The organism is [Clostridium] celerecrescens 18A (assembly GCF_002797975.1).
Taxonomy (GTDB): Bacteria; Bacillota; Clostridia; order Lachnospirales; family Lachnospiraceae; genus Lacrimispora; species Lacrimispora celerecrescens.
Map to the genome: position 1 here is coordinate 695,994 of NZ_PGET01000001.1, position 26,551 is coordinate 722,544.

24 protein-coding genes, 1 pseudogene and 1 riboswitch are annotated in these 26,551 nt (G+C 40.9%); of the genes and pseudogenes, 15 read left to right on the forward strand and 10 right to left on the reverse strand.

The genetic code is table 11. The features are described 5' to 3' along the window. The first annotated feature begins 394 nt into the window (after nt 1-394). From H171_RS03305 to H171_RS03325, 4 genes are all read left to right on the forward strand, one after another. Nucleotides 395-784 (forward strand): DUF2089 domain-containing protein, encoded by a 390-nt coding sequence (locus H171_RS03305; RefSeq protein ID WP_025233947.1) that lies wholly within the window; start codon nt 395-397, stop codon nt 782-784. A 19-nt stretch (nt 785-803) separates the two neighbouring features. Continuing rightward, on the forward strand, nt 804-1,247 hold the full coding sequence (locus H171_RS03310; RefSeq protein WP_100303871.1) for an SHOCT-like domain-containing protein: 444 nt from the start codon (nt 804-806) through the stop codon (nt 1,245-1,247). Between the two features lie 326 nt (nt 1,248-1,573). Next, entirely contained in the window at nt 1,574-1,915 is a 342-nt protein-coding gene (locus tag H171_RS03320; RefSeq protein WP_025233944.1) for a phage holin family protein, read from the forward strand. Nucleotides 1,916-2,341: 426 nt separating this feature from the next. Further along, nucleotides 2,342-3,700 (forward strand): 8-oxoguanine deaminase, encoded by a 1,359-nt coding sequence (locus tag H171_RS03325; RefSeq protein ID WP_100303873.1) that lies wholly within the window; start codon nt 2,342-2,344, stop codon nt 3,698-3,700. A gap of 133 nt (nt 3,701-3,833) precedes the next feature. Here H171_RS03325 and H171_RS03330 read toward each other — a convergent pair whose 3' ends face one another. After that, nucleotides 3,834-4,337 carry a cupin domain-containing protein gene (locus H171_RS03330; RefSeq protein ID WP_100303874.1) on the reverse strand — a complete coding sequence of 168 codons (504 nt, stop codon included), beginning with the start codon at nt 4,335-4,337 and terminating at the stop codon, nt 3,834-3,836. Nucleotides 4,338-4,660: 323 nt separating this feature from the next. Here H171_RS03330 and H171_RS03335 point away from each other — a divergent pair, with 323 nt between their 5' ends. Then, nucleotides 4,661-5,182: a nitroreductase family protein gene (locus tag H171_RS03335; protein WP_100303875.1), complete on the forward strand. Its 522-nt coding sequence runs from the start codon at nt 4,661-4,663 to the stop codon at nt 5,180-5,182. Nucleotides 5,183-5,312: 130 nt separating this feature from the next. On the opposite strand, the gene H171_RS03340 is transcribed toward H171_RS03335, so the two are convergent. Both H171_RS03340 and H171_RS03345 read right to left on the reverse strand, forming a co-directional pair. Further along, nucleotides 5,313-5,849 carry a flavin reductase family protein gene (locus H171_RS03340; protein ID WP_100303876.1) on the reverse strand — a complete coding sequence of 179 codons (537 nt, stop codon included), beginning with the start codon at nt 5,847-5,849 and terminating at the stop codon, nt 5,313-5,315. A 191-nt stretch (nt 5,850-6,040) separates the two neighbouring features. Beyond that, nucleotides 6,041-6,994 carry a CatA-like O-acetyltransferase gene (locus tag H171_RS03345; protein WP_166433588.1) on the reverse strand — a complete coding sequence of 318 codons (954 nt, stop codon included), beginning with the start codon at nt 6,992-6,994 and terminating at the stop codon, nt 6,041-6,043. Between the two features lie 227 nt (nt 6,995-7,221). Between H171_RS03345 and H171_RS03350 the strand changes: the two genes are divergently transcribed. The 4 genes and pseudogenes from H171_RS03350 to H171_RS24510 form a co-directional block, all read left to right on the forward strand. Continuing rightward, on the forward strand, nt 7,222-8,070 hold the full coding sequence (locus H171_RS03350) for a sialate O-acetylesterase (protein WP_100303878.1): 849 nt from the start codon (nt 7,222-7,224) through the stop codon (nt 8,068-8,070). Nucleotides 8,071-8,120: 50 nt separating this feature from the next. Further along, nucleotides 8,121-8,651: a PadR family transcriptional regulator gene (locus H171_RS03355; RefSeq protein WP_100303879.1), complete on the forward strand. Its 531-nt coding sequence runs from the start codon at nt 8,121-8,123 to the stop codon at nt 8,649-8,651. A gap of 104 nt (nt 8,652-8,755) precedes the next feature. Then, nucleotides 8,756-9,244 (forward strand): MarR family winged helix-turn-helix transcriptional regulator, encoded by a 489-nt coding sequence (locus tag H171_RS03360; RefSeq protein ID WP_100303880.1) that lies wholly within the window; start codon nt 8,756-8,758, stop codon nt 9,242-9,244. 225 nt (nt 9,245-9,469) lie between these two features. Next, nucleotides 9,470-9,712, forward strand: a pseudogene (locus tag H171_RS24510) (MFS transporter); the annotation flags it as partial. A gap of 209 nt (nt 9,713-9,921) precedes the next feature. Here H171_RS24510 and ribH read toward each other — a convergent pair. From ribH to ribD, 4 genes are read right to left on the reverse strand one after another with little or no spacing between them, the layout of a single operon-like run. Then, entirely contained in the window at nt 9,922-10,392 is a 471-nt protein-coding gene (gene ribH, locus H171_RS03370; protein ID WP_100303881.1) for a 6,7-dimethyl-8-ribityllumazine synthase, read from the reverse strand. A gap of 24 nt (nt 10,393-10,416) precedes the next feature. Beyond that, nucleotides 10,417-11,616, reverse strand: coding sequence for a bifunctional 3,4-dihydroxy-2-butanone-4-phosphate synthase/GTP cyclohydrolase II (locus H171_RS03375; protein WP_100303882.1), 1,200 nt, complete (start codon nt 11,614-11,616; stop codon nt 10,417-10,419). An 11-nt stretch (nt 11,617-11,627) separates the two neighbouring features. Further along, nucleotides 11,628-12,266 (reverse strand): riboflavin synthase, encoded by a 639-nt coding sequence (locus H171_RS03380; protein WP_100303883.1) that lies wholly within the window; start codon nt 12,264-12,266, stop codon nt 11,628-11,630. Continuing rightward, nucleotides 12,248-13,348, reverse strand: coding sequence for a bifunctional diaminohydroxyphosphoribosylaminopyrimidine deaminase/5-amino-6-(5-phosphoribosylamino)uracil reductase RibD (gene ribD / locus H171_RS03385; RefSeq protein WP_100303884.1), 1,101 nt, complete (start codon nt 13,346-13,348; stop codon nt 12,248-12,250). The genes H171_RS03380 and ribD overlap by 19 nt, the downstream gene beginning before the upstream one ends. A gap of 153 nt (nt 13,349-13,501) precedes the next feature. Beyond that, nucleotides 13,502-13,616: riboswitch (FMN riboswitch) on the reverse strand. Between the two features lie 251 nt (nt 13,617-13,867). Between ribD and H171_RS03390 the strand changes: the two genes are divergently transcribed. From H171_RS03390 to H171_RS03410, 5 genes are all read left to right on the forward strand, one after another. After that, on the forward strand, nt 13,868-14,224 hold the full coding sequence (locus H171_RS03390) for a winged helix-turn-helix transcriptional regulator (RefSeq protein WP_100303885.1): 357 nt from the start codon (nt 13,868-13,870) through the stop codon (nt 14,222-14,224). 48 nt (nt 14,225-14,272) lie between these two features. Further along, nucleotides 14,273-14,536 carry a GNAT family N-acetyltransferase gene (locus H171_RS03395; protein WP_100303886.1) on the forward strand — a complete coding sequence of 88 codons (264 nt, stop codon included), beginning with the start codon at nt 14,273-14,275 and terminating at the stop codon, nt 14,534-14,536. Nucleotides 14,537-14,721: 185 nt separating this feature from the next. After that, nucleotides 14,722-15,897 (forward strand): GGDEF domain-containing protein, encoded by a 1,176-nt coding sequence (locus H171_RS03400; RefSeq protein ID WP_157803107.1) that lies wholly within the window; start codon nt 14,722-14,724, stop codon nt 15,895-15,897. A 59-nt stretch (nt 15,898-15,956) separates the two neighbouring features. Next, on the forward strand, nt 15,957-16,256 hold the full coding sequence (locus tag H171_RS03405) for a DUF2785 domain-containing protein (protein WP_100303888.1): 300 nt from the start codon (nt 15,957-15,959) through the stop codon (nt 16,254-16,256). Nucleotides 16,257-16,372: 116 nt separating this feature from the next. After that, complete coding sequence (locus H171_RS03410; protein ID WP_100303889.1) at nt 16,373-17,005, forward strand: type 1 glutamine amidotransferase family protein; 633 nt, start codon at nt 16,373-16,375, stop codon at nt 17,003-17,005. A gap of 148 nt (nt 17,006-17,153) precedes the next feature. Here the strand turns inward: H171_RS03410 and H171_RS03415 are convergent, their stop codons facing one another. The 3 genes from H171_RS03415 to H171_RS03425 all read right to left on the reverse strand — a co-directional run bounded on the left by H171_RS03415 (nt 17,154) and on the right by H171_RS03425 (nt 19,929). After that, complete coding sequence (locus H171_RS03415) at nt 17,154-18,314, reverse strand: cobalamin-independent methionine synthase II family protein (protein ID WP_100303890.1); 1,161 nt, start codon at nt 18,312-18,314, stop codon at nt 17,154-17,156. A 106-nt stretch (nt 18,315-18,420) separates the two neighbouring features. Then, nucleotides 18,421-19,350, reverse strand: a complete 930-nt coding sequence (locus H171_RS03420; protein WP_100303891.1) for a LysR family transcriptional regulator — start codon at nt 19,348-19,350, stop codon at nt 18,421-18,423. A gap of 15 nt (nt 19,351-19,365) precedes the next feature. Beyond that, complete coding sequence (locus H171_RS03425; protein WP_100303892.1) at nt 19,366-19,929, reverse strand: TetR/AcrR family transcriptional regulator; 564 nt, start codon at nt 19,927-19,929, stop codon at nt 19,366-19,368. 487 nt (nt 19,930-20,416) lie between these two features. Between H171_RS03425 and H171_RS03430 the strand changes: the two genes are divergently transcribed. Beyond that, nucleotides 20,417-26,536, forward strand: a complete 6,120-nt coding sequence (locus H171_RS03430) for a glucoamylase family protein (protein WP_100303893.1) — start codon at nt 20,417-20,419, stop codon at nt 26,534-26,536. Nucleotides 26,537-26,551: the final 15 nt, after the last annotated feature.

The following is a 26,551-nucleotide window of genomic DNA, read 5'->3' on the forward strand; positions in this document are numbered from 1 at the left end:
TTACAAAGATGCAGAAAGGATATCTAAAGTTCATGAGCGAACATGTGCAATAAAAACATGTTGATTCCAGTAAACTTGATATATTGTTCAGGAAGGCTGTTAAAGGCAAGATTGACTGCATAATCACATAATCTAACAGTAGATTATCAAGTGATATACAATAAGTTTAAAGAATAAAAGAATTTTTAAGGAAAAAATGACACGAAGGAGTATATGGCGGATTTTTATTATCAAATGTACAGGCTTTATTAATATTCTTAAAAGACCAGTTTAATATATTTAACATTTTCATCAATTATTTCAATGATATTATTAATATTATTGATTTGAGTATTGACATATTTAATTTACGGTTGTATATTATAATCAAATACTACATCAGAAAGGTGAAAATATGAAATACAAAGCTCCGGGTAAATGTCCCGTATGTGGTGAGAAGCTTTCCATAACCAAGCTAAGCTGTCCTAGGTGTTCTACAGCCATTGAAGGCGATTTCCAGCCTTGTGAATTCTGTCGTCTTCCAGAAGAGGATCTCGAGTTTGTCAAGGTATTCATAAGATGCCGCGGTAATATCAAGGATGTTGAGAAAGAACTGGGCATCTCCTATCCCACGGTCCGGGGTAAACTGGATTCGGTCATAAGAGGCCTTGGGTATGAAGTATCATCAAAAGAATCAATGAAGGAGAATGAAGATAAAGCAACCGCCAGGAATGAAATTCTTGACCAATTATCAAAAGGTGAAATCTCCCCAAAGGAAGCAACGGAACGAATTAAAAATCTATAATTAATAGGAGGGTCAGTCCATGAGTGAACAACAAAAAATACTGGAAATGATAGAAAAAGGGCAGATTACCGCTGCAGAAGGCATGGAGCTTTTGGAAGCTCTGAATGTGACAAAGGGAACAGAAGCAATCCAAAGGGTTGAAGCTGTAACAGCTGCAAGACGAAACTATAAGTTCCTTAAAGTAAAAGTAACGTCGGATGACAATTCCGTTAATGTTAACGTAAATATACCGTTACGATTGCTGACTACGATCAGTGAAATCGCTGATAAGATGACTACTATGGTTCCTGCTGATGCCAGAAGAGAGATGGAAGCAAAGGGGATCAATATTTCCAGCATCGATTTTGCAAAGATAATCGAAGAAATCATAAACGGCACCTTGGATGATCCGAATATCGTTGATGTGGAAGCCTGGGATGAAAGCCATAAAGCAATGGTAAAGGTGAAAGTATATGTCGATTAAGGGCTGTCATTTTTTGCGGATCAAGCTCCAGATTGAGAACAGAAGGTTCATAAGAATTCCCTTTCCCATTCCCCTGTATAGCTTTCAGGAATTATTGGACTGTTTTCAGGATTTACTGACTGTTGCATGTTTCTTTGTACCGAAAGTGCCTGATCCCGGCTCATCCTCCTCAATCACCATCCATTCAGTGAAAGCGCTCAATATTGCAGCCATGAAGCTGCTGGATTCATTATCCGAGGATGAACCATATAATCTTGTCGATGTCACAACCGACAAAGTTAAAGTACTAATTAAAATCAGGTAAAGCATGTCTATTGGAGGTAAAAATGACGAAGCCGTTCATAAAATATATATCAATCGTATTAACCATATATCTGATGTCATATGTATCACACTCGGTTTATATTGGCAGCATCCCGGCACTTCTTATTATGGGCTTGGTACTGTTGGCAGTAAACTTTATATTAAAGCCGATTCTGCTGTTGTTTACACTGCCGGTTAACTTACTGACCTTAGGATTATTCAGTTTTATTGTGAATGCCTGGACGATTATGATTGCAGATCAATTTGTAGCAGACATAAGCATGGGCGGCTTTCTTAATTCACTTCTGGCTGCCTTTATCATTGCTATCTTTAATCATCTGCTCAGGGATATGAATAAGGGATAAATTGATAGGTTACAGGTGTAAGACGCATATGGTAATATTAAATCGAAGAAAAGAAGAGGATAGTCCGGAAATGATTTTGGAGTATCCTCTTCTTTATTACGTTCTGCAAATAAAGCCGGTGGGAGAAGACTGCAATAAACTTAAAAATTGTGATTTTTACACAAAATAATTCTGATAATTGTTATATAATTAACATTGAATAATAAAAAGAAAACCAATATAATAACAGAGTATCAATTGTTCTTTGAAAAAATCATATCTATATAGCTGTTTAAAACGTAGCTGGGAACACGCGGCATACTGCTGGTATCATATATACCGATTAGCGTATGAGGGTGTTTCGTGGCCACCCGAACCGCCGGCAGTACACCAGTCATATAGTCTATGAAACAAAGCTTGTTATGTATTTAATACCAGGAGGTAATGATGAAAGGAACCCTGCTTGTAAAGAATGTAAAACATCTTGTGACATGTGACGCTGATGACAGACTGCTGGAGGGAGTGAATGTGCTGATAAAGAACGGTGTAATAGCCGAAGTCGGCAGCAATGAACAAACAGCTGATGATGTGATCGACGCATCTAATATGGTGATGTATCCGGGACTTATTAATACTCACCATCATTTATATCAAACCTTCAGCCGTAATTTGCCTCAGGTTCAGAGGATGGAATTATTCCCGTGGTTAAAAACTTTATATGAAATCTGGAAGCACGTAGATGAGAACGTGGTTTATTACAGTTCCCTTACAGGACTTGGGGAGCTGTTAAAAACAGGGTGTACCACCTGTTTGGACCATCATTACGTGTTCCCAAAGCATGCCGGAACAGGGCTATTGGATGCCCAGTTTTCTGCAGCGGAGGCGCTTGGCATCCGTTTTCACGCCACAAGAGGCAGTATGGACTTGAGTGTGAAGGACGGAGGTTTGCCGCCGGATTCCGTTGTCCAGACAGTGGATGAGATTTTAAAGGATTCCGAAGCTGCTGTGAAAAAATTCCATGATGGCAGCCCATATTCCATGCGCCAGGTGGCATTGGCTCCCTGTTCTCCCTTCAGTGTGACCGGGGAACTTTTGAAGGAATCGGCAAAGCTGGCCAGAAAGCTGGGGGTAAGACTACACACTCATCTGGCAGAGACAAAGGATGAAGAACAATTTACCCTTTCTCACTTTGGTATGCGGCCTTTAGCATATATGGAAAGCCTTGGCTGGGTCGGCCCCGATGTATGGTATGCCCACGGGATTCATTTTAACGAGGATGAATTGGAGCTTTTGGCCAGAACTCAGACAGGTGTAGCTCATTGTCCCATCTCCAACATGAAGCTGTCTTCCGGCATCGCTTCCATCCCGGAAATGCTTAATCTGGATGTCCCTGTAGGCTTGGCTGTGGACGGATCAGCCAGCAACGACGGCTCCAATCTTCTGGAAGAAATGAGAGTGGGATACCTTCTCCACAGGCTAAATGACAGCCGGAAGGCACCTAGCGGATATGATATGCTGAAAATCGCAACTAAGGGAAGTGCAAGAGTGCTGGGCCGGGAAAATTTAGGAGAAATTTCTGCAGGCATGGCGGCGGATTTTTTCCTGGTCAATTTAAACCGTATTGATATGATAGGCGCTCAGTTTGATCCAATGTCGATTTTGAGCACGGTGGGGCTTAAGGGCAGTGTGGACTATACGGTTGTAAATGGCAATATTGTTGTGAAAGAAGGCCGGCTGGTGCGAATGGACGAAGAGAATTTGGTTCGGAAAGCAAATGAAGCCGTAGCTGACTATTTAAATAACTGAAACCTTTCCTGCATCACTGAACAGATTTGTTTGCCATGATTGCCAAGGAAGAACTGATTGTAGGGGCTGCCTATAGGTTGTTTTGTCAGCAGCCCTTACAATATGCAAAATATATGATCATCGAAGTCAACATTTATTCATTGGAAGTCAGTTTAAGAATAATCTGCTGATGCTGAGGATATCTTTCTATCAACTCACTTCTTTTGAATAGCTCAAAGTCTTTAAATTCAAATCCTGGCGATACCATACAGCCCACTAATGCATATCCTTTATTATTCATAGCGGAACCAAATATATAATCCTTTGGCACCAATACTTGAGGCTTTTCATTATTTTCAATATCAAGTCCAAGCTGTTCGGTGAAAAACTCTCCCTTTGGGCTGATCATATAAATCGTCAGGGGAGAACCCGAATGATAGTACCACATTTCATCTGATTTTAGTCTGTGAAAATTAGATACTTCTCCGTCCCTGAGTAAAAAATAGATACTTGTCCAAAGTATTCGTGAACCTTCAAAGTCAACCTTTAACTCTTTTGAAGTTATAGTTTCTTCCGACGCATAAATTTCTTTGTAAAACCCACCTTCCGGATGTGCTGTCATGTTCAAGTTTTTAATAAAATAATCTGCTGTATGCATAGTGATACTCCTTTCAATTTCTTCTTATTTTATTATATCTTATTATTTGGATATGTAAATTTAATTCTACAAATGATACATTTAAAATAAGATGTTGAAGAGATGAAAAAAACTCGTTATGGAAGAGCCTGTATTGCAGCAGTTAAAAATTGTAACGGATTCCTTATTAAATACAATGAAATAATATCTGTGCATTGATAAAAATAAGAATACCTCCTGACTGCAGATGGCAGTATAGGAGGTGTTTGTAACATTGACTTTCTTCATTTCTAAGGATAAAATTATTAAGGTAATAAACGCAAAGGACATAGAAAGGACAATTTATGCTATTTGACATTTTAAAATCCAGGAGAAGCATTAGAAAGTTTCAAAATAAGGAAGTTGAAAAAGAAAAAATTAATGTGATTCTTAAAAGTGCCCTGCTGTCTCCATCATCCCGGTCCATCAGACCCTGGCATTTTATCGCCGTCACCGATGCGGATCTGATCCGCCAGCTCTCTCTTTGCAGAGAACCTGGTTCTCAGTTTTTAGCAGGTGCTCCTTTGGCAATAGCAGTATTGGCGGATAAAGGTTCAAGTGACGTATGGATTGAGGATACGTCCATAGCGGCAGCGATTATTCAATTGACGGCACAGGATTTAGATCTTGGGTCGTGTTGGATTCAAGTAAGAGAAAGATTCCATACAGAACAGGAGACAGCAGAAGATTATATAAGAGAAGTGCTGGAAATACCTGAGCAATATAGTGTTGAATGTATGATTGCCATTGGCTATCCCGCAGAGGAGAAAAAGCCATATGAAGAACGTACGCTGCCATATCAAAAGCTTCATTACAACAAGTTTTAAATCTAATAAGATGGATATTGCCAAAAAAGACCTCTTGTCGTAGGAATAGAATACGACAGGAGGTTTTAGTTATGCCTGAAAGCTATATAATATTGGCCCCATACGCACAAAAACAGGCCTGATATTGATATTATTCGATAATATATGCACTTAGAATCTCTCCGTAATAAGCGGTATGAAAATCTTTGTTTGCGCCGTGGAATGAACTGTCTACATCCTGTGGGTAAAATGCGTTTCGGTATTCTTCGGTAATTTCGTGTTCATCTTGTTTTTGCTTATATACAACCCTGCACTCAAGCGTTAAAGGGAGCTCCTTAATAGCAGGAACAGAAATAGCATTGGGTGTTTCAAGTGACAGGTTAAGTTCTTTGATTTTATCAATGGAATGACCGGACTTTGTTCCGCATACCCCCAGGATCTTTTTGTCAAAATCGCCATATGGTATATTAATCGTGAATTCAGGATTTTTTTCCAGCTGAAGTTTTGTAAAGCGGTTCTCTCTAACAAAAACAGTAAAGATCGGTTTTGACCATTCAATTCCCAGGGTACCCCAGGAAATTGTCATGGAATTCACCTTGTCATCTGTCTGTGTGGTCAGCAAAACGCCTGTTTTTAGTGCTTTCATGATTTCATTGGTATAATCAAATACTTCAATCTCTTTTTTCATTGTATAATCCTCCTTGTCATTTTATATTTATTATATTATGATAGGATAATTATATTAGCAAGTATGCACTTTTAGGTTAGATACTATAAAAAAGGAGAGTTAGAATGGATGTTGTATTTCTTTATAAGTTGCATTTTTGCATACATCATAACTGCGCCATCGTTTGTCATCGGTAAATAAGCTTATAGCTACTATATCCAGCTTTCAGGAGCTGCAATACCAGTCTTGAACTTTTCTAAAAACAACCCCACATGATATCCGTCAGCCACAGCATGGTGAACGGTAATAGAAAGAGGCATAATTTTTTTTCCATCTCTATCAAAAAATTGCCCCGCCTGTATTACGGGAAAATAATTGTTGATATCGGCATAAGGTACTGGTGTATAACTTGTAAATTTAATCCATGGCAGCATACCTATCATAAAGCTATTCTGCGGTGGAGTATCAGGTTTTGCCAATATCCCATGGTTGTCTGCATATCGATCCTGATCCTCCATGTAATTATCATAGAAAATCTCGAAATTCGGGTCATACTCCGTCCACATATTTGACATCGTCTTGTCATCTTGATGGAAACATGCATAAGAGGGATGTAAAACCTCATAATAACCAAGTTGCTCGTTTAAATTGGAGATACGAAATTCCTGCTGTTCAGTGATTAGCTTTGAAGCCAGATATAAATAAGCAGGGAAAAACTTTTTGTTTTGCTTTTTTATCATATTATAGGTGTTGGTAATGTCTGCTTCCACACTAATGGAAAATCCGGTAGGTAACATTTTCGTGAAATAATAGAAATATTGTTTCCTATCCCAGTTATCAAAATCAATGAGATGAAAGGCAGTATTTAATCGTAATTCTTTATCTGTTCTATTCGGCAGATCGTTTTTTGGCTTCCAATATCGTGATCCGTCTGGCTCGCGACATAATAAACCATAATCAATAAGTTCCCGCCTGAGTATGAAATAATCTCCGAACGTATGCCAAGCTTCACAGATGGAGTTTACTTCTTTTTCTGTATAATTACGGTTTGATTCAAATTTTTCAGCCAGATAACAGAGCGTTGCAGCTCTGATGGATTGCTTTTGTGGTAATTGCGTAATTTTACCTTGATTATCAAGAAATTTATCTATTTTAATTTTATCCAAATTCATTTTCTCCTTTTCAATAAGTTTTCGTATCATCGAAAGCGAATGAAATTATCTCCCCACGAACTATTGTAACCCCTGAATTTTGGATTATCAATAAACGCTCCGTAGAGTTCTTCCATTATTGTAAAAGAAGTTGACAAGATAGTCTAATTAGACTAAGATAAAAATATATAGTCTAGTTAGATCACATTACTATAGTACGATATTGAAAAAGAGGTTAAAAAATGGTTAAATCATTTTTAATGTTAGGACAGTCTAATATGGCTGGTCGGGGATTTATTCACGAAGTATCCCCTATTTTTAATGAAAGGATACAGATGCTGCGCAATGGAAGATGGCAGATGATGACTGAACCCATCAACTATGACCGTCCCGTTTCGGGAATAAGCCTTGCAGCCTCCTTTGCAGACGCATGGTGCCAGATAAATGAGAAGGATACCATTGGATTGATTCCTTGTGCCGAGGGCGGAAGCACTCTTGATGAATGGGCGATCGATGGGGTACTTTTTAAACATGCAGTGAATGAAGCTAGATTTGCAGTCCAGAATAGTGAGCTGACAGGAATTTTATGGCATCAGGGTGAAAGTGATAGTACCAATGGAAATTACAAGGTTTATTATAATAAATTATTTTCAATCATTGAAACTCTTAGGAAAGAATTAAGTTCTCCGAATATTCCTCTGATAATTGGCGGGTTAGGAGATTTCTTGGGCAAAGAAGGGTTTGGAAAAAGCTGCACGGAATATAATTATATAAATCAAGAGCTGCAGAAGTTTGCCCTTGAACAAGACAATTGTTACTTCGTTACCGCTGCAGGTTTAACCTCTAATCCGGATGGGATCCATATTGATGCAGTTTCGCAAAGAAAATTTGGTCTAAGATATTTTGAAGCATTTGATAAAAGGCAGCATATAATGGAGCCATTAGTGAATGAAAACGAACTGATAAAATGTAATGACACCAGAACTCAAACAAAAGCGGAAAAGATCTATATCATAAGCAAGGATTTTGCATTAGGAAAAATGACATTTGAGGAATTCCAATCTCAAATCACACAAATCAGCAATGATTAACTTTTTTATAAAACGGATGTCAGTACGTTATAAGCAGAGGAGGTAACTTCTTGATACCGCTATTAATATTAGGTTTATTGAAGCAAAACCCAGGTTCTTATGGTTACGAATTATTAGCTCTAATGGAAGAAAATCATTACAAATATATAGTGAACTTTACGAGAGGATCCTTTTATTACAACCTTCAGCAATTAGAAGAAAAACAACTTATTAAAAAAGTTGATGTTGACAAGAGCGACCGCGCCAGAGAAACCCACAATTATGTTATTACTGAGCTGGGAAATAAAGAATTTGATAAATTAATGTATCAGTATGGTTCGAAAACAGAGTATGTAAATTTATCATTTTATACAACAATGTTGTTTGCCAATGAATATAATACAGAGGACTTTATACATTTATTAGAAATGCAAATGAAACAAACCAGAGAGAAGATTTCTCTATTGGAAAAATCCCTTGAACAAGATTTTAGGAACCCTGCCTATTTTAAACACATGTTGAATAATTCACTTGCTCACCATTTAGTAAATGTTGAATGGTTTGAAGGATTGTTGAATGAAATAAGAGCTAAAAATGTATAAATGCAAGGGCTTTTTTTAAAAAAATCAATTCTTATATGATGTTGAAACAGAAACATATATTCAGTATAATATTGTTAATACACCAATGGGTGGGAGGATAGGCCATGAAAAAAGAAGAGCAGGTCATAGCTGGTTTCTGGGACTTATTTAGCAAAAAGATCTGGCTAGATGGGTATAAGATGAAAGAAAGCCTTAAGGATTATAAGCCTTCTGAAATACATTGCATTGAATACATCGGAAAAAGTGAAGATTCCAACGTGACAAAGCTAGCAGAGACCTTTTATATGACTAGAAGCGGTATAAGTAAAATAACGAAAAAACTCATAGAAAAAGGCCTTATCGAAAGCTATCAGAGGCCTGATAACAAGAAAGAAATTTATTTTAAGCTTACGGAACGAGGGAAATCTATTTACAAAGTCCACGAGGAACTGCACAAAGAGTTCCAAAAGAGGGATAAGGCTGTATTTGAACATGTGTCTGAAAAACAATTAGACAGCATGATTGGTTTTGCAGAAAGATATAATAAGCATTTGGATGCAGAAATAAAAAAACTGGGTGTAGATATTAAGACGGAAAGCTATGATAAATTATAGTAATGCCAGGCCCTTATAAACGGGTTATAGAACCGGAAATAATCAGGTCCAAGTGTTTCGCAACCCCTGCAGAGACAAATTGAATAATGAAAGTGATACCACAGGCAGCCCGACTCTATAGAGAGCGGGCTGCCTTTTTATTGCTATATTTGTTGACAAGGACCCAAAAAAGTGGTAAAGTATGTTTCCGAGGACACAAAAAGTGCCGCGAAAGGAGAATAAATTATGCAAACGAAAGCGATATTATCAAAAGATTTTATACTTGTAGCAATCGGTCAGGTCATTTCCTTGTTTGGAAATCAGATATTAAGGTATGCCCTTCCTCTTTACCTGTTAAATCAAACGGGCTCGTCTGTTTTGTTTGGGACAATTCTTGCCTGCTCTTTTATTCCTATGCTATTCCTGTTCCCTATAGGAGGAATCATTGCTGACCGTGTGAATAAGAGAAACATCATGGTGATGTTTGATATTAACGCCAAAAGAATTAACCGGGAAAGTCATTTCTTGTGTTATGTGTATTTGTATGTGTACGAATCCTCTTGGACAGTTCCTCTATGGTATTGTGTTTGAAAAAATAGAAAGCAGTACTTACCTTCCTTTTTATATGGCTGCCCTGATCATGTTTGGGATCAGTGTCTTTACCCGCCGCATGTTCTATGGAATGGATCATCCTGTCCTTACCGGGCATCAATCTCACGGATGAGGTTGACCATTTCAATGGCTCCAACCGCACAGTCAAAGCCTTTGTTGCCGGCTTTGGTGCCTGCGCGCTCGATGGCCTGCTCTATGTTTTCTGTGGTCAGCACACCAAACATAACAGGAATATCACTGCTTAAGGATATACTGGCAATGCCTTTGGACACCTCACTGCACACATAATCGTAGTGAGATGTGCTGCCGCGAATGACTGCACCAAGGCAGATCACTGCATCATATTTCCCGCTTTTTGCCATTTTAGAGGCAATTAGCGGAATTTCAAAGGCTCCGGGAACCCATGCGATATCTATGCTGTCATCACTGACCTCATGGCGCTTTAATCCATCCAAAGCACCGCTTAGTAATTTTCCGGTTATAAATTCGTTGAAACGTGCGGCAACAATGCCTATTTTAATATCCTTTGATACGAGTTTTCCTTCAAATGTTTTCATTGTAAGCTCTCCTTTAAAAATATATTAATAATTTAAAATATGGCCCATTTTTTCCTGCTTGGTTTTTAGATAAAACAGATCATTTGCGTTAGCATCCATCTGGATGGGAATTCTCTCTGTTATCTCTATCCCAAAGCCAGAAAGCTGATAGACTTTGTCCGGGTTGTTCGTGAGCAGGCGCAATGTTCTGACTCCAAGGTCACGCAGAATCTGCGCACCGATAAAATACTCCCGCATATCCCCGTCAAAACCAAGGGCGAGATTCGCTTCCAGAGTATCCATACCCTTATCCTGAAGGGCATAGGCACGCAGTTTATTGATCAGTCCAATACCGCGGCCTTCCTGACGCATATAAAGCAGAATTCCGCGGCCTTCCTTCTCTATTTGTGTCATTGCTGCCGCAAACTGCTGGCCGCAATCACAGCGCTCAGAGCCGAACGCGTCGCCGGTAAGGCATTCGGAATGGACACGGCATAAAAGATTTTGGCCGTCACCGATCTCACCTTTTACTAATGCCACATGATGCTCCCCGTTTAGCTTATTGATGTACCCATAAACCTTGAAATCACCATATTTTGTCGGAAGATCGGCGCAGGTAGCCTGTTCAACAAGCTTATCTTTTCTTTTGCGGTACTCCTGTAAGGCTTTTATGGTAATTATTTTTAGTCCCCACTTTTCTGCCAGTGTTATTAATTCCGGTGTGCGCATCATGGTTCCGTCCTCCTGCATGATTTCGCAGCACAGACCGCATTCCTTTAATCCTGCCAGACGCATGAGATCCACCGTAGCTTCGGTATGCCCGTTTCGTTCCAGGACGCCATTTTTTCTTGCCAGAAGAGGGAACATATGACCGGGCCGCCGGAAATCTTCCGGTCTTGCGTTGTCCTCCACGCATTTCATGGCAGTAAGACTGCGTTCTGCTGCTGAAATTCCGGTGGTGGTATCGACATGATCAATGGATACAGTAAAGGCAGTTTCGTGGTTATCATTATTATCAGAGACCATCTGAGGGAGTTTCAGCTTTTTACATAACTCCGTGCTCATTGGCATACAAATGAGACCTTTGCCATGGATTGCCATAAAATTCACTTGTTCCGTGGTAGCAAACTCAGCGGCACAAATTAAATCTCCCTCGTTTTCCCGGTCTTCATCGTCTGTCACCAGAACAATTTTTCCTTGCCGCAGTTCATCCAGTGCTTCTTCTATGGTGTTAAATTGAACCATTTTAATTCCTCCTAAAATCCATATTTTGTTAGAAAGTCGGTGGTGATATTATGTTTGGATTGCTGAATGCCCGTCAAACGTTCCACATATTTACCGATACAGTCGTTCTCAAGATTGACCGTATCACCAACGCGTCTGTTTGACAACGTAGTTATTGATGCTGTATGGGGTATGATAGAAACGCGGAAGCAGTCCCTTCCTACGTTTGCTACGGTAAGGCTGATTCCATCGATCGCAACAGATCCCTTTTCAATGATGTACCGCAGAATGCCAGGGGGTGTTTTGATCGTATACCAAACAGCATTATCGTCTTTTTGAATGGCAGAAACTGTTCCGGTACCATCGATATGGCCTGAAACAATATGCCCCCCAAATCTTCCGTTTGCAGGCATTGCACGTTCCAGATTGACAAGGCTGCCTGTTGGCAGACTCCCAAGAGAGGAGCGGTTAAAGGTTTCGTGCATAACGTCGGCAGTAAATCCGCTCCGAGAAAATGCCGTAACCGTGAGACACACACCGTTCACAGCAATACTATCCCCAATGCGGACATCCTGCATGATTATCTTTGCCTGAACAGAGATAGAAGAGGACTCTGCGCCTTTGCGGACGGTCTGTATTCTGCCGATTTCTTCTATGATTCCTGTGAACACCTGATTACCTCGCTTTCCAATAAAATATCCTCCTCAAACCATGAGATGGCCGGCCTGCTTAAATGAAACGCCTGGTCCGGGCTGTCTATTCCAAGGCCCATTACCGGGGTTTTCCCGCTGCCGCCAAACAGCTTAGGGGCAATGTAGGTCTGTACTTTGTTGACGATTCCGCATTGCAGGGCAGACCAGTTTAAAGTACCGCCTCCTTCCAGTAATACACTGTCAATTTTTCTTTCACCCAGAGCTGTCATAAGGCAGTTTAGATCAATATGCCCTTCTTTTTTAGGAAGTACCAAAATGTTACAGCCTGCTTCCAGATACGGCCGATGCTTGTCAGGATCTGTATTTGCCGTAGCAAGGAGGGTGGCGGTTATGCCTGCTGTAGTAACAAGCTTTGCGCTTAAGGGCGTTTTTAGATGGGTGTCACAGATAATGCGGAGCGGGTTTCTGCTGTTTCCCAACCGGCAGGTCAACAGCGGATCATCTGCAAGGACGGTGCCAATTCCTGCCATAATAGCAGAATAACGGTGCCTGTCTTCATGAACACGATGCCGTGCTGCTTCACCGGTGATCCATTGGGATTTACCAGTGCGAGTCGCAATCTTCCCATCCAGTGTCATGGCGTACTTCATGACCACATAGGGTGTTTTGTTTTGGATGTAGTGAAAGAAGCTTTGGTTGAGAGCGTCACATTCGTCTTTTAAAATTCCTTTTAAGACTTCAATTCCACTGGAACGCAACAGCTCAATGCCTTTTCCCCCTACCAGCGGGTTCGGGTCACACGAGCCGATTACCACACGGCGGATACCACTTTCCAGGATCGCGTCGGTGCAGGGGGGTGTTTTTCCAGTATGGCAACAAGGCTCCAGAGTCACATACATGGTTGCCCCCGCCGGCGACGTTACGCAGCTGGCCAGGGCATTGCGTTCCGCATGGAGGCCCCCGTACTTCTTGTGATATCCCTGACCAATCATCTTACCGTCCTTCACAATCACCGCCCCTACCATGGGATTTGGATTTGTCCAACCACATCCTTTCTTTGCAAGCTGTAAAGCTAATCGCATGTATTCCGTATCAGTCATACAACACCTCCAAAAAATTAAATGCCTTGAACAAAGTCGTTCAAGGCATTTAAAAATCACGGGTACAGAAGGGTATATGCTGCAATAAAAAAACTCTGGAATAAATAAAAAAATTCCAGAGCAAATTTACATATACACAGAGATACTGTGACTTATCATCTTCTTTTATCCAGACTATACTGTCGGCTTCGGAATTACACCGAATCATGCCTTGCGGCTCGTGGGCTTTACCACCGGTAGGGAATCGAACCCTGCCCTGAAGAAATTATTCAATTAAAATTATTATACTATGTGTTTTTCATTTGTCAACAAGAATTATTCTGTTTTTGCACAATTCAAAAGGGAATAGTCACTCTCTAAGACGAAGTAGATACGTTTCTAAGCTGCTGGCAGCGTTAGAATGTTGACACCAACCAGTATGTCTGCTTTAATTGTATTGTGAACTGGCTATTATTCAAGTACGCACATAGATGTTCAATACTGGTTTAAGGTATAGTACCTATAAAAAGGAGATAGTGAATGAGTTTTTCGTGTATTTCAAAAGCTGAAGATTTGGAGAATACAGGATTTAGTTATACCTTATCTCTGATCAACGGAAAATATAAAATGGTAATATTATATTGTTTGAAGGAGTTTGAAGTAGTAAGATATAATGAAATGAGGAAGTATATCAAAACGATCTCATATAAAACTTTGAGTACAATGCTGAAAGAATTAGAAGCTGACGGGCTTGTCCATCGGGAGGAATATCCACAAATTCCGCCTAAGGTTGAATATAGCTTAACCGAACGGGGAAAATCCCTGATTCCAATTCTTGATATCATGTGTGAATGGGGCAATACCAACCGTACAACGCAACAAGGAACATTTGGTTGATTTCAATTAAGAACTTAAAATAGTTTCAATTTCTGGGGAGGGACGAGTGTGGACATACAATTTAGAAAAGGAACGGAAGAATATTTAGATAGTTGTATAAAAGCGATGGAACATTCATCAATTTGTACGGCTTATTTTCTGATAGGAAAGAAATTACTGGAGTTTATAGAAAATATACTTTTTAAAAGAAGAGATATATTCTTATTGGTTGGTGATTACAATCCAGATGCAAAGATTTTTTATGAGAAATTGGGATATAAGTACCTGGCAACAATTCCAAGCCTTTATCGTAGTGGAATGACGAATTTTTAATGATGAAGGTATATGAAGGGGGAGAGTAATTCAGGCACAATCTCATGACATGTGGAAGCTGTAACGCTCTGTATTTATAGATTATAATGGTAAAGGTTCAGTGGCTTTAGGTCCGGCTTGCTTAAGAAGGTTAATTGTTTATAATTTCAGCTTAGAACTTCAACATGAAGGTGGGGAGCAATAAAATGAGTTTAGACTTCAGCATCAGAACTCTTATATTTACAATTGTTTTAGGACATCTTTTTTCCGGAATATTAGGTATCGCCTACATGATTCAGCATAAAAAGGATTCTTCTTTGTATATCTTTTTATTTGCAAGACTGTTTGATACAATTGCATGGGTTCTTCTTGGGTTACGGGACGATATTAATTTATTTATTTCAATATCCCTTGGTAATTCCTTTTTAATTATTGCTCATACCACGCAGATTATTGCGTTCTTGATTATAAAGAAACGCTGTAACAAATTGGTAAAACGGGTATATGTTATTGCTTCCGCCATTGCTATTTTGGTGATCCATTTAGCCATATTGCTGCAATATGTGGAGGGTGTGCGGATCTCAATTATGTCCATCAGTATGATTATCCTTTGGTGCTATCCCATCTATGTATTTTTAATGGATAAAAATTCATCGGTTTTACAAAAGACAGTTGCCTTTATTTATTTAGCAGGATTTATTTTACTAATTCTAAGAGCTTATATGGGAATCAGTTTAAGTGAATCCGTTTCTTTGATGTCAAATAATATATACAATGTTTTGTTTTTCATTTGCTTATATCTGATTATGCTGATCGGGAATATTGGTTTTATCCTTATGGCAAAGGAAAAGTCGGATATGGAATTGACTAAGGTCGCTACATATGACGAACTGACGGATATATTCAACCGAAGAGCATTTTTACTGCGGGCAAAAGAGAACATCTCATTATTTTCAAGAAGAAATGAGCCTATTTCATTCTTTCTTATTGACCTGGATAATTTTAAAAAGATCAATGATGTTTATGGCCATTTTGCAGGAGATATGGTACTAAAAGATTTTGCAGTGAAAATAAAAAATCAATTAAGGGATTATGATCTGTTTGGCAGAATTGGCGGCGAAGAGTTTACAGTACTGCTTCCTGGAACGAATGAAAGGGAGGCTTTTGAGGTTGCGGAAAGATTGAGAAGGATTGCAGAGAAAGCTTCTGTCAACGTTGGCAGAGATCATATTATAAAATATACGATAAGTATAGGGATCGTCACCGTTATTCCAGATGAACACACATCTATAAACACACTGTATAAAATAAGTGATGATGCTTTGTATGCGGCAAAAAGGAATGGACGGAATCGGATTGAAGTAGTTAAATCAAGCCCATAGTCCTGTTGCAATGCCGGAGTACCTGATAGATAGAACTATATGCTAAAGGAGTAGAACGATTGAACAATTGGGCACATGCAGCAGCGCACGGCGCAGATGTAATGGATGAGTTGGTACAATGCCGTGAATGTAACGTGGATATAATTAAAGAAATTTTAAATGCCTTTAAGAAGATTTTGCATAATGGAAAATATATTTTTCATACAGAAGAAGACGAGCGTATCTGCCGTGTTGTTTTTAGAATCAAGACTATGCACTACGACAGTACATTGGGTCTTATAAATGTAATATTCAATGCAGAAGAAAAACTAAACCGCTTTCTTAAAACAGATAGGGAATTAGTAGAAAATCAACTTTAAAAGCTTCACTGACAGTAGTTGTCAGTGAAGTTGTTTTATTATAAAGATAATATCGTTTCTTCTCGCGGCTGATTATTCGATCCGCGTCTGGAAATTAAAAAATGGAGGATGTGTATATGAATAAAAACGTTGTATATCTTTATGTTTTTGACACAATGGCTGATTGGGAAATAGGTTATTTAACTGCGGAACTGAATTCCGGAAGATATTATAAGAAAGGCTCAGCCCCGTTAAAGGTTGTTACGGTCGGAATGAATAAGACTCCTGTTATCACAATGGGAGGCCTAAAAATAATACCGGATATTGAACTTGATGAGTGTACCATGGAAAATGCAGATGCCTTAATTTTACCTGGCGGAAACACATGGACAGAACGGGTTCACGATCCCATATTATCGATGGCAGAGCAGTTTTTAAAGGAAGGTATTATTGTGGCAGCTATTTGCGGTTCTACAATAGGACTTGCCCGGAAAGGATTGCTGGATCTAAATCTTCATACAAGCAATGACTTGGGATATCTTAAGATGATCTGCCCAGGATATGTCGGAGAACAGTACTATCAGCAGGAACCTGCCGTAACTGACGGGAACTTGATAACTGCTTCTGGAATAGCTCCCCTGGATTTTTCTTTCCATGTCCTGAAAGCTCTGGATGTATTTTCAGTAAAAACATTAGATCACTGGTATAATCTTTACAGGACACAGAAAGCGGAATATTTTTATGAGTTGATGAATTCAATCCAATCATGAGTTGGGCGTCCAGTGAGCCTGCTTGAAGTGGATGGAATTGCAGTCGTTGAGGATAATGACTAAAAAGGCGACAACACAGAGATTCAGAATACGAAAACCGGCAGGTTTTCCTGCCGGTATTTCTCATGTCTGTTAGACGGATTCAAACTCATTCGCCCCAATAGGTAAGTGCGATCCTCTGCCCCTGATCAATTTTTGCCCATTGTTCTTCTTCCGTCAGCTCGTTGCCGCCATCACAGGAAGCAAATCCGCACTGGTGAGAGAGGAGCAGACGGTCTTTTGGGATGATCTCAGATGCCTCGTTTAGAAACCGGATCACACGGGCTTCGTCATCCAGCGTATTGGTTTTTGATGACAATAAGCCCAGAACAATCTCTGTATCTGGCTTATCCTGAAAGACTTTTAGTGCCTCAAGGGATCCCGCACGGTCGTCATCCCATTCCAGAAAATAACGGTCATATTTTAACTGTTTTAAAAACAGGTTGGCAATCTTTTCGTAGGAGCCGCCGCCCATATTCCGTGAATCGTAGTTGCCGCGGCAGTTGTGGGTCCACATAGCAAGCCCCAGGCTGTGGCTGAAATCAATCACTGTATTATTGATTTCGATAAATTCAGCCGCAAGTGCCTTGACCTCCTCCTGGTTGATATGTTCGCCCGTATATGGGGAATTGGGATTATCGTCTGCAAAAAGCTCCCAAAGGCAGTCATCAAACTGCAGAATTTTTCCGCCGGCAGCAGCGTAATCCTCCACAAATTCTATGTACGCCTTGGTAAGCCCTGCTTTCAGCTCCTGCGGGTTATTGTAAATAGAGCCGTTTCCGCCGAGGTTATCTGACCATAACAGTTCTCCAAAAATATGGGAGGGGGAGGGGATACAAAGCTTTGTTTCCTTTTCCCCGGCGATGGACTTAAGCTGCTCAAAGACTTTGATGAAATGGTGATTCCTGCCGCTCAGCGGTTCCGTGATCTTAAGGCCGATGTCCCGGCGGGTTTCGTATTTCCGGGTATCATCTTTGTCACGGAAAAAGTAACCATGTTCCGCTATGTAACGACTGACGCCGTGAAAACCCCAGACAAAGTCCAGATGCCACATGGACTTGGAATACTCGCCATCGGTAATGACGGTTAATCCATGTTCGATTTGTTTTGCGACGACATCTTTCGTGGACTCTGCTTCACACTGCTCATAGCCTTCAAAATCTTTGTAGAACGGGTAGGTAACATCATCCCGTATCTCAATCTGGTTCTTATATTTCAGCAATGCTGCCGGACGCAGCAGACTGCCTACTGTCTGGAATTTTATGCTCATTGGGAAATCCTCCTTTATCTGGTATATCAATTTAGTAAGCTGATTGTACCATCCCAGGCGGACTTATTGGTAACATGAAAAAAATATGCCAAGTTATAGCATAAGGCTATAACTCATCTTTAATATCAATGCCATATTCGGCCACAACAGCTTTCAATTCCTCAAGGTACATTGCCGCCTGCCGTGACAACTGAATATCTTTGTGGGAAATCCAGCCAACCTCAATTGAATCGTTGACACAAAGAGGTACTGCCATGATATTATCCCCGTTTAAATCTGCGCTCACAATTCCTGTGGAAATTGTATAACCGTTAAGCCCGATCATAAGGTTAAAAATAGTAGCTCTGTCACCGACATGAATATCTTTTCTGGCGTATTCCGTGCTGAGTATTTCTTCTGAGAAATAAAAGGAGTTGTAATCCCCCTGCTCAAAGGACAACCGGGGGTAATCAGCCAGGTCTTCAAGGGTTACATAATTTTTCCTTGCAAGGGGATTGGAGGTGCTTATAAAAACATGAGGTACGGCGGTAAAAAGCGGATGAAAGGTCAGATTGTGTTCCCGAAGCAGCTTTTCTAACACCTGACGATTAAAATTGTTCATGTAGAGGATCCCCAGTTCGCTGCGCAGATTCTTCACATCCTCCACAATCTCAAAAGTCCTTGCTTCCCTCAGTGTGTACTCATATTCTTCTGCATCGGTTTTTTTCACCATATTAACAAATGCATTCACAGCAAAGGCATAGTGCTGGGTGGATATGGAGCACAGCCGCCGTGATGGTTTCTTATTCAGCCACCGTTGTTCCAAGAGACTCGCCTGCTCCACGACCTGCCGGGCGTAGCCCAGAAACTCCGCTCCGTCAGTGGTTAAAGATATGCCTCTCGGAGTCCGGGTGAGAAGTTCGTGTCCGATTTCTGTTTCTAATTCACGAAGAGCGTTTGAAAGGCTTGGCTGGGCAATATACAATCCTTCGGCGGCTTTGTTGATGGAACCGCAGTTTGCCACTTCAATAAAATATTTTAACTGTTGTAATGTCATCTTATTTTTCCTCCCTTATACAACCGGCTCTATTACTGCCCAAAAATATTCCGCGATTTCTTCCGGCAGCTGCTTCATATGATTTTTCAGCCACCACCGCACCAGATTAACAAAGCTCCCTGAAATATGATCGATGAGAAAGTCATCCGGTACAATGGTATTTTTACGGGTACTCCCACAAAATATGTGCAGCGTTACAAGCTCATGGAAGTATTGATGAAAGTAACGCTGGAACAGTTCCCCGTTTTCACAGGTCAAAAGGATAATCATCGTCCGCCCATGTTCTCTTAAGTGGTAGAGAATATGGGTCACAATCACCTTTGGATCGCCGGTCGCCATTGAAAAGTCATGAGTCGGTTCTGCCTCCGGCTTATGGGAGAAAACATGCTCAAACAGTTCCGCACACATCTCCCGCAAAAGATCGTCCTTTGTTGGAAAATGGGCATAAAAGGTGGTCCGGCCCACGTTGGCCTCATCAATGATTTCCTGCACGGTGATTTGCGAATAGCTGTTATGAATCAGCAGTTTGCTGAATGCATTAAAAATAGCTTCCCTGGTTTTTCTTTGTCGTCTGTCCATATACCTCTCCATTTTGAACAATTTCGCAGATTTGTTCGGTTTCGTACATTTTGAAAAAATCGTTTCTTGTATCGCTCAAATGCCATTGTTATACTATTTAAAGAACAATATGTTCTATTATGAACTTATTGTACTGGAAAATGAAGAAAGAATCAAGGAAGACTTTGTGCTCTATGACCGGAAGTTTACGTAAAAAGAAGACCATGTATTTGTATGGCTTACAATTAATCCACTGTTAAATGCCTTGTCAGGAATTGCACCTCCTTACTAACCATAGTCCTTAACTATGAAATAAATTCAAACGGCCTACGTACCCGCAGGAACACGGATTTCGTGTAAATTTTATAAATATGGCAGGAAATTAATAAAAAAACATAAAAAGTGCCACAATATAATACTGCGCTATTTTTTATAGAAAAACAGACAAACTATCTGTAAAAAGATATTGTTATGCCGGAAGGATTTCTTAAATAAGGAGGAGCTTCAATTGCAGAGCTTTTTTGAAAAAACTAATTTTTATATAAATTCACCGTTCCTGCTGAATATTCTATTGCTGCTGGCCGCGTCAATCTGCCTTGTACTATTCATATTGTATTACCGGCGTTATCATTTTAGCAAGAACGTTCATTTCCTGGACTGCTTCCAGGGTGAAGAAAATAAACTTGATCCAAGCGAGTGGGAAAAGCAGATGCTTGATCTGGCAGAAGGTCATGGCCAGGTCAGGCTGGTGGGACGCAGCTTTGTTCTTAATGATTATAATCAGGCCGCCTATAAAAAACTGAATAAAATAAGAGACAGTATCTCCGTCGTATCCACGGATATCATTTCCCTGATTCCTGCAGCACGCTGGCTCTTTGACAATTTCCAGATGCTGTACCGGGAAATCAAAAAGGTCCGTACATCAGGAACCAGCTATGCCGTATTGCCGGTTCTGGAGGGAAAGGAATACCGGAACTTTCCCCGTATTTATGTTGTGGCAAAAAAGATGGTGGCTCTTTCCGGCGGGCACTTAAGTGAAGAAAATATTTCTGTGATGCTGAAGGCTTATCAGCAGAAGATCCCCCTTACGGACAAGGAAATCTGGGTTTTGCCGGAAGTGCTGGGCTTTTGCATTCTGGAAGAAATCATTGTGATCGCGGAAGAAATTCTTCATATGATTGATGTGAAATCAAAGGCTGAAAAGTTTCTCCGTGATAAGCTGGCGGATAAGAAGGGTCCGGCCGATATATCAGCGCTGCTATGCAAAACTGAGGATAACTTAAGGCTGAACTACTCCTTTCATGCCCATGTAATACACCTGCTGAAAAACCTGTCTTTTGATGAGGCCTCCATTCAAAAATACCTGGAACATCACTTTTCTTCCCTGGAAAGGCAGGTGAAAACCTCCGGAGTATTCATGGAGGAAGGAAAAATTGAATCATTTCTTGAGACAAATATCCGGACCTTGATTGTAAGCCTCAGGGATATTAATGAAGTTGATGAAGAAAAGTTCTTTGAGGAATATTCTTATCTGGAGCAGATTTTATCACAGGATCCGGATGGGGTATATCCAAAGATGGATTTGGAATCCAGGGGCATGTACCGTGGGGTTATCGTTAAATTATCACACCGTTACCGGCTGCTGGAGGAAAAAATAGCCGGAGACTGTCTGGAGCTGGCGGTTCAGGGCAGAGAGGACCTGCATTGTTCCCATCATGTGGGTTCCTATCTTTTGGGTAAGGGGTATCCGATTCTGAAAGCAAAGGCGTTAGGAAAACCGATCCCTCAAAATATTAAGAAAAGGATGAACGTAAGCGGCTTCCTTTATTTCCTTACCATGTTCCTTATTATTCCTGCATTTTGCGCCTGTCTGCTCTATGCTTTTTGGAACCTTGGCGGACTTAGGAATATCAGCCGGCTAGTCATTATCTTTTTATCGGTAATGCCGCTGCTAATGGGTATTTCCATAGAGCTTACAAATTTTATTTTTACAAGAAGAATGAAAGTAAGAAAGATTCCTTCTCTGAACTATCTGGAGGAAATACCGGAGGAAGCAAAAACTTTTGTGGTTATGCCGGTTATTGTCTCCTCAAAGGAACAGGGCCTGGGGTACATGGAACGCCTTCAAAAGCATTATCTGGCAAACAGTCAATCCAACCTTTACTTTGCATTGCTGCTTGATTTTGCGGATTCCCAGGACGAGTTCATGGATAAGGACCAGGTGATTGAAAACGCCCTTGCTGCACGTATGAAGGAGCTGAATGAACTCTATCCTTCGGAACAGCAGCGCTTTTCCTTATTTTTCCGCTGCCGCAAATGGAATAAAGCAGAAAACTGTTATATGGGCTGGGAGCGTAAGAGAGGAAAGCTGGAAGAGTTTAATAACCTTTTAAATGGAGAAGAAAAGGAGAATACCACCTTTTCCTCTATTTACTGTGACGATAAGCTCCTTCCCACCTTCCGGTATGTAATCACACTGGATGCGGATACCAATCTGCTTCGTGACAATGCCGCAAAACTGGTAGGATTGATTGATCATCCTTTAAATAAGCCTGTCCTGGATCCGGCAGGCCAAAAGGTAGAAGAGGGCTATGTCATCATTCAGCCTTCGGTAAGAAACCATATTGTGGATAAAAACGGCAGCAGGTTTGCGAAAATCTTTGGAGGGGAATCGGGCCTTGCCCATTACGGAACCGTAATATCAGATATATACCAGGATATTTTTAATAAGGGAATCTATACCGGGAAGGGCATCTATGACAGGGAGGCCTTTCACAAGGTGCTTCAGAACAAGGTACCGGAAAACAGGATTCTAAGTCATGACCTTTTTGAGAGCTGCTATGCGAGGACAGCTTTTTCCAGTACGGTCAAGATTATGGACAATTTTCCAACCAGCGTTTTATCTTTCACCAAAAGGGAACATCGGTGGCTGCGCGGGGACTGGCAGCTGCTGCCCTGGCTGTTTTTAAGAAAGAACCAGGACGGTAAAAACTTATGTACGCTGTCAAAGTGGAAGATCTTTGACAATTTAAGAAGAAGCATGGTTCCTTTAAGTAAGACGTTATTTGTATTGTTCAATCTGGCTTGGATGCCAAAAGCATATTATCTTTGGTTACCCATTGTTTTCTTCAATGATATATTTACTCTGGTGATTCTGTTGCTTGCAGTGATTACCCAGAAGCTGATCCGGCCAAAGCTCGCTCTTGTTTATAAATGCTTTTTTAGGGAACTAGCTACAATGCTTTATCGGGCATTTCTGGAGTTTACAATCACTCCATACCGTGCCTATGTCGCAACGGATGCAATAATCAGAACCATGTACCGGATCTTTATCAGCAAAAAAAATCTGCTTCGCTGGAATACGGCGGAAGCAGTGGACGCCTCCATTGTCAATACCAGAAGAGGATATTTTATCACTATGTGGAGTTCTCTTCTTCCAGCGGCTGCCCTTGCGATAATTTTTTTTATGGGATATTTAAACCCGGCCGGAATGATTTTGACAGCAATCGTAATAGCCGACTGGTGCTTTGCCTCCCAGATCGCTTACGGGATCAGTCAGCCGGATAAGAAGCTTCAACTGAAAAATAAAGCACAGAACAATGAACTGCTTCTGGATACTGCACGCAGAACCTGGCAGTTTTTTAAGGAGCTTTCCACGAAGGAAAATAACTGGCTCTGTCCGGATAATTACCAGATTTCAATGGTTGAAAAAGTCAGCGATAAAACATCGCCGACCAATATGGGACTTCAGTTTCTGGCAATCCTGTCAGCAAGGGATCTGGGTTTTGAAACGTTAAGCGCAACGGTTGAAGTCGTGGAAAATCTGATGGAAACTGTTCAGAAAATGCCGAAATTCAATGGGCATCTCTATAACTGGTATCACATCGGGACCCTGGAGGTTTTAAATCCTGCCTATATATCAACTGTTGACAGCGGCAATTTCCTGGGTCATCTGGTCGCGCTGAAAAACGGACTTCTGGAACAGGTAGACAGGCCGGTCTATCCGGAGAATTTTCTGTCCGAACTCAGGATTGCGGTTGAAAACAGCAATGAAGAAATACGGATAAGAACAGGCAGTCCTGCCGGGAATGAACTTAAGCCCAGGTATCAAAGGATAGGGGAGCTGATCGATGATATTGCACAAATCCAGGAAGATTTAAAGGATAGGGAGCTTACACCACCAGAAGATTACCTCTGGAGCAGACAGTTAATGAATCTCATTGCCAGCACTGTAAAAGAAGCGGAAGCTTTAAAACTGAAGGAGAAGACCTATTTTTCTTATCCTTCCCTTCGCAGTATTACGTCAGAGGACAATAAGTTCGCAGATAGCATGATGGAACGGATCAGAGCGCTCAGCAATAAAATAGACTGCATTTTAACAAATGTAGATTTCCGTTTTTTATTTAACGAAAAGAGAATGCTGTTCCATATCGGATATCACGTGTCCTCCCATACGCTTGATGAGGGCTGCTATGACCTGATGGCGTCTGAATCGGCGCTTACAAGCCTTCTTGCCATAGCCATGGGAGAAGTGCCGCTAAAGCATTGGCATAAACTGGGAAGACCGCTGACCATTGTGGGAGGCATTCCCTGCTTTGTGTCCTGGAGCGGTACGATGTTTGAATATCTGATGCCAAATCTCGTGTTCAAAGAATATGAAGACTCGGTCTATGCCCAGACATCAAGGGCGGCGGTGCTCCAGCATATGAAGTATGCGAAGGAGGCGGAGATACCATGGGGGATATCTGAGTCCCAGTATTACCGGTTCGACTTAAACTCAAATTACCAGTATAAAGCCTTCGGTGTTCCGAAGATAAGGCTTCAGCCGGTCCGTAAAAATTCCATGGTTGTTGCTCCCTATGCGACGATGCTGGCACTGGATATCGCAGAAGAAGAGTGCATGGAAAATTTAAAACGTCTGAAGGAATTAGGCGCTTACGGCACTTATGGTTTCTATGAATCCGTGGATTTTAATGTGCCGAATTCTGTGGAACTGACCCCTTACTGCATTGTAAAATCCTATATGGCTCATCATCAGGGGATGAATCTGGCTGCAATTAATAATTATCTCAATGGGGGAATCCTCCGGGAGAGATTTCACGGGGAGATGATGATAAAAGCCACAGAAGTTCTGTTGGAAGAAAAACGTCAGTCCTATTTGATTTCCATTGCAAAGCAGGGATATACCATTAAGATAGGAAAACCTCTTTTTAAAGAAGACATTTACAGCAACCGGTATGTCAAGCGCACCGGCATGAATCCACCGGTTGTGAATTATTTGTCAAATGGTAATTATTCCCTGATGATAACCACCGATGGGGATGGCTTCAGTAAATATGAAGACCGTATGCTTTACCGTTTCCGGTCGGATATTTATGCGAATACAGGTAATTATATCTATATCAAAGACATGAAACAGGGGAAGGTCTGGAGTGCCGCTTATCATCCGACCAGAAAGACACCGGATGCTTACCAGGTAATTTTCAGCCCGCACCAGGCGGAATTTAAACGCAGGGATGGAGATATCTCATCACACATGATTGTCAGCTTAAATGCGGACCAAAACTATGAGATACGTAAGGTAATCTTTACCAATCACGGGAATGAGGAAAAGCACTTAGAGGTGACCAGCTATCTGGAGGTGGTCGATGATACCCATCTGGCAGAAATAAGCCATCCTGCATTCAATAAGCTATTTCTGGAGAGTGAGTATCTGGAAGAGCAGGACATCTTTCTTGCTAAAAGACGTCGGAAGGGTGAAGATGATAATCCTTATATGATGCACATGGTAAGAACCGGAACAAAGCTATGCAAAAAACTGGAATATGAAAATGACAGAAAACGCTTTATAGGAAGAAACAATACCCTGGAAAATCCGGATTCTGTGGTTAACAGCATTGCATTTTTAAATAATTCAGGCTTTTGCAATGACCCGATCATGAGCCTGCGGGCACAGATCTGCATAGGGGCAGGTGAAACCGCTTGCATCTCATTCATTACCGGAGTGTGTGGGAGTAAAGAGGAAGCAATAAAAATCGCGGGGGAATTAAATGTAAGCTACCGGATCGACGATATCCTGGAAAAATTCCGGCTACAAACGAACCTGGAGTTAAAGTATCTGGAAATTACCAGAGCCCAGTTAAACGCTTTTCAGGACTTAATCAGCCCTGTCTTCTATCCTTCGGGCATTTACCGGGGGCCGGCTGAAAATATAAGGCGGAACTTTATGAATCAAAGCTTCTTATGGAAATTCGGAGTATCCGGAGATAACCCCATTCTGCTTCTAATGGTCCGGTCAATGAAGCAGGAAAGAATCGTAAAGGATGCATTAAAGGCTTATGAATATTTAAGAATCAACCGAGTTATGGTGGATTTAGTTATCCTGATCGATTCCAAGCATGGGTATCATCAGGAGGTGGATGAATTAATCAACGATATGACAAGCTCTCTTCGAATCTATGATTCCAGAAGCGAGAAGCCAAGCTTCTTTACGCTGCATACGTATGAGATGAAACCGGCGGAGCTTGATTTGCTGTATACGGTAGCACGGGTCGTATTTTCAGAGAAGACAGGGATCTATTTTACCAATGGCCAAGAAAATCAGTATGAATTACTTGAAGAATATTAGGCTTTAAGGAGGAAG

Excerpts from the sequence above, each read along its gene's own strand:
- H171_RS03340 (WP_100303876.1), bottom strand. The coding sequence starts at position 5,849 with ATGAAAAAAGAGATTGAAGTATTTGATTATACCAATGAAATCATGAAA.
- H171_RS03335 (WP_100303875.1), top strand. The coding sequence starts at position 4,661 with ATGCTATTTGACATTTTAAAATCCAGGAGAAGCATTAGAAAGTTTCAA.
- H171_RS03390 (WP_100303885.1), top strand. The coding sequence starts at position 13,868 with ATGAGTTTTTCGTGTATTTCAAAAGCTGAAGATTTGGAGAATACAGGA.
- H171_RS03325 (WP_100303873.1), top strand. The coding sequence starts at position 2,342 with ATGAAAGGAACCCTGCTTGTAAAGAATGTAAAACATCTTGTGACATGT.
- H171_RS03420 (WP_100303891.1), bottom strand. The coding sequence starts at position 19,350 with ATGACATTACAACAGTTAAAATATTTTATTGAAGTGGCAAACTGCGGT.
- H171_RS03350 (WP_100303878.1), top strand. The coding sequence starts at position 7,222 with ATGGTTAAATCATTTTTAATGTTAGGACAGTCTAATATGGCTGGTCGG.
- H171_RS03310 (WP_100303871.1), top strand. The coding sequence starts at position 804 with ATGAGTGAACAACAAAAAATACTGGAAATGATAGAAAAAGGGCAGATT.
- H171_RS03305 (WP_025233947.1), top strand. The coding sequence starts at position 395 with ATGAAATACAAAGCTCCGGGTAAATGTCCCGTATGTGGTGAGAAGCTT.
- H171_RS03320 (WP_025233944.1), top strand. The coding sequence starts at position 1,574 with ATGACGAAGCCGTTCATAAAATATATATCAATCGTATTAACCATATAT.
- ribH (WP_100303881.1), bottom strand. The coding sequence starts at position 10,392 with ATGAAAACATTTGAAGGAAAACTCGTATCAAAGGATATTAAAATAGGC.
- H171_RS03360 (WP_100303880.1), top strand. The coding sequence starts at position 8,756 with ATGAAAAAAGAAGAGCAGGTCATAGCTGGTTTCTGGGACTTATTTAGC.
- H171_RS03400 (WP_157803107.1), top strand. The coding sequence starts at position 14,722 with ATGAGTTTAGACTTCAGCATCAGAACTCTTATATTTACAATTGTTTTA.
- H171_RS03375 (WP_100303882.1), bottom strand. The coding sequence starts at position 11,616 with ATGGTTCAATTTAACACCATAGAAGAAGCACTGGATGAACTGCGGCAA.
- H171_RS03425 (WP_100303892.1), bottom strand. The coding sequence starts at position 19,929 with ATGGACAGACGACAAAGAAAAACCAGGGAAGCTATTTTTAATGCATTC.
- H171_RS03415 (WP_100303890.1), bottom strand. The coding sequence starts at position 18,314 with ATGAGCATAAAATTCCAGACAGTAGGCAGTCTGCTGCGTCCGGCAGCA.
- H171_RS03410 (WP_100303889.1), top strand. The coding sequence starts at position 16,373 with ATGAATAAAAACGTTGTATATCTTTATGTTTTTGACACAATGGCTGAT.
- H171_RS03330 (WP_100303874.1), bottom strand. The coding sequence starts at position 4,337 with ATGCATACAGCAGATTATTTTATTAAAAACTTGAACATGACAGCACAT.
- ribD (WP_100303884.1), bottom strand. The coding sequence starts at position 13,348 with ATGACTGATACGGAATACATGCGATTAGCTTTACAGCTTGCAAAGAAA.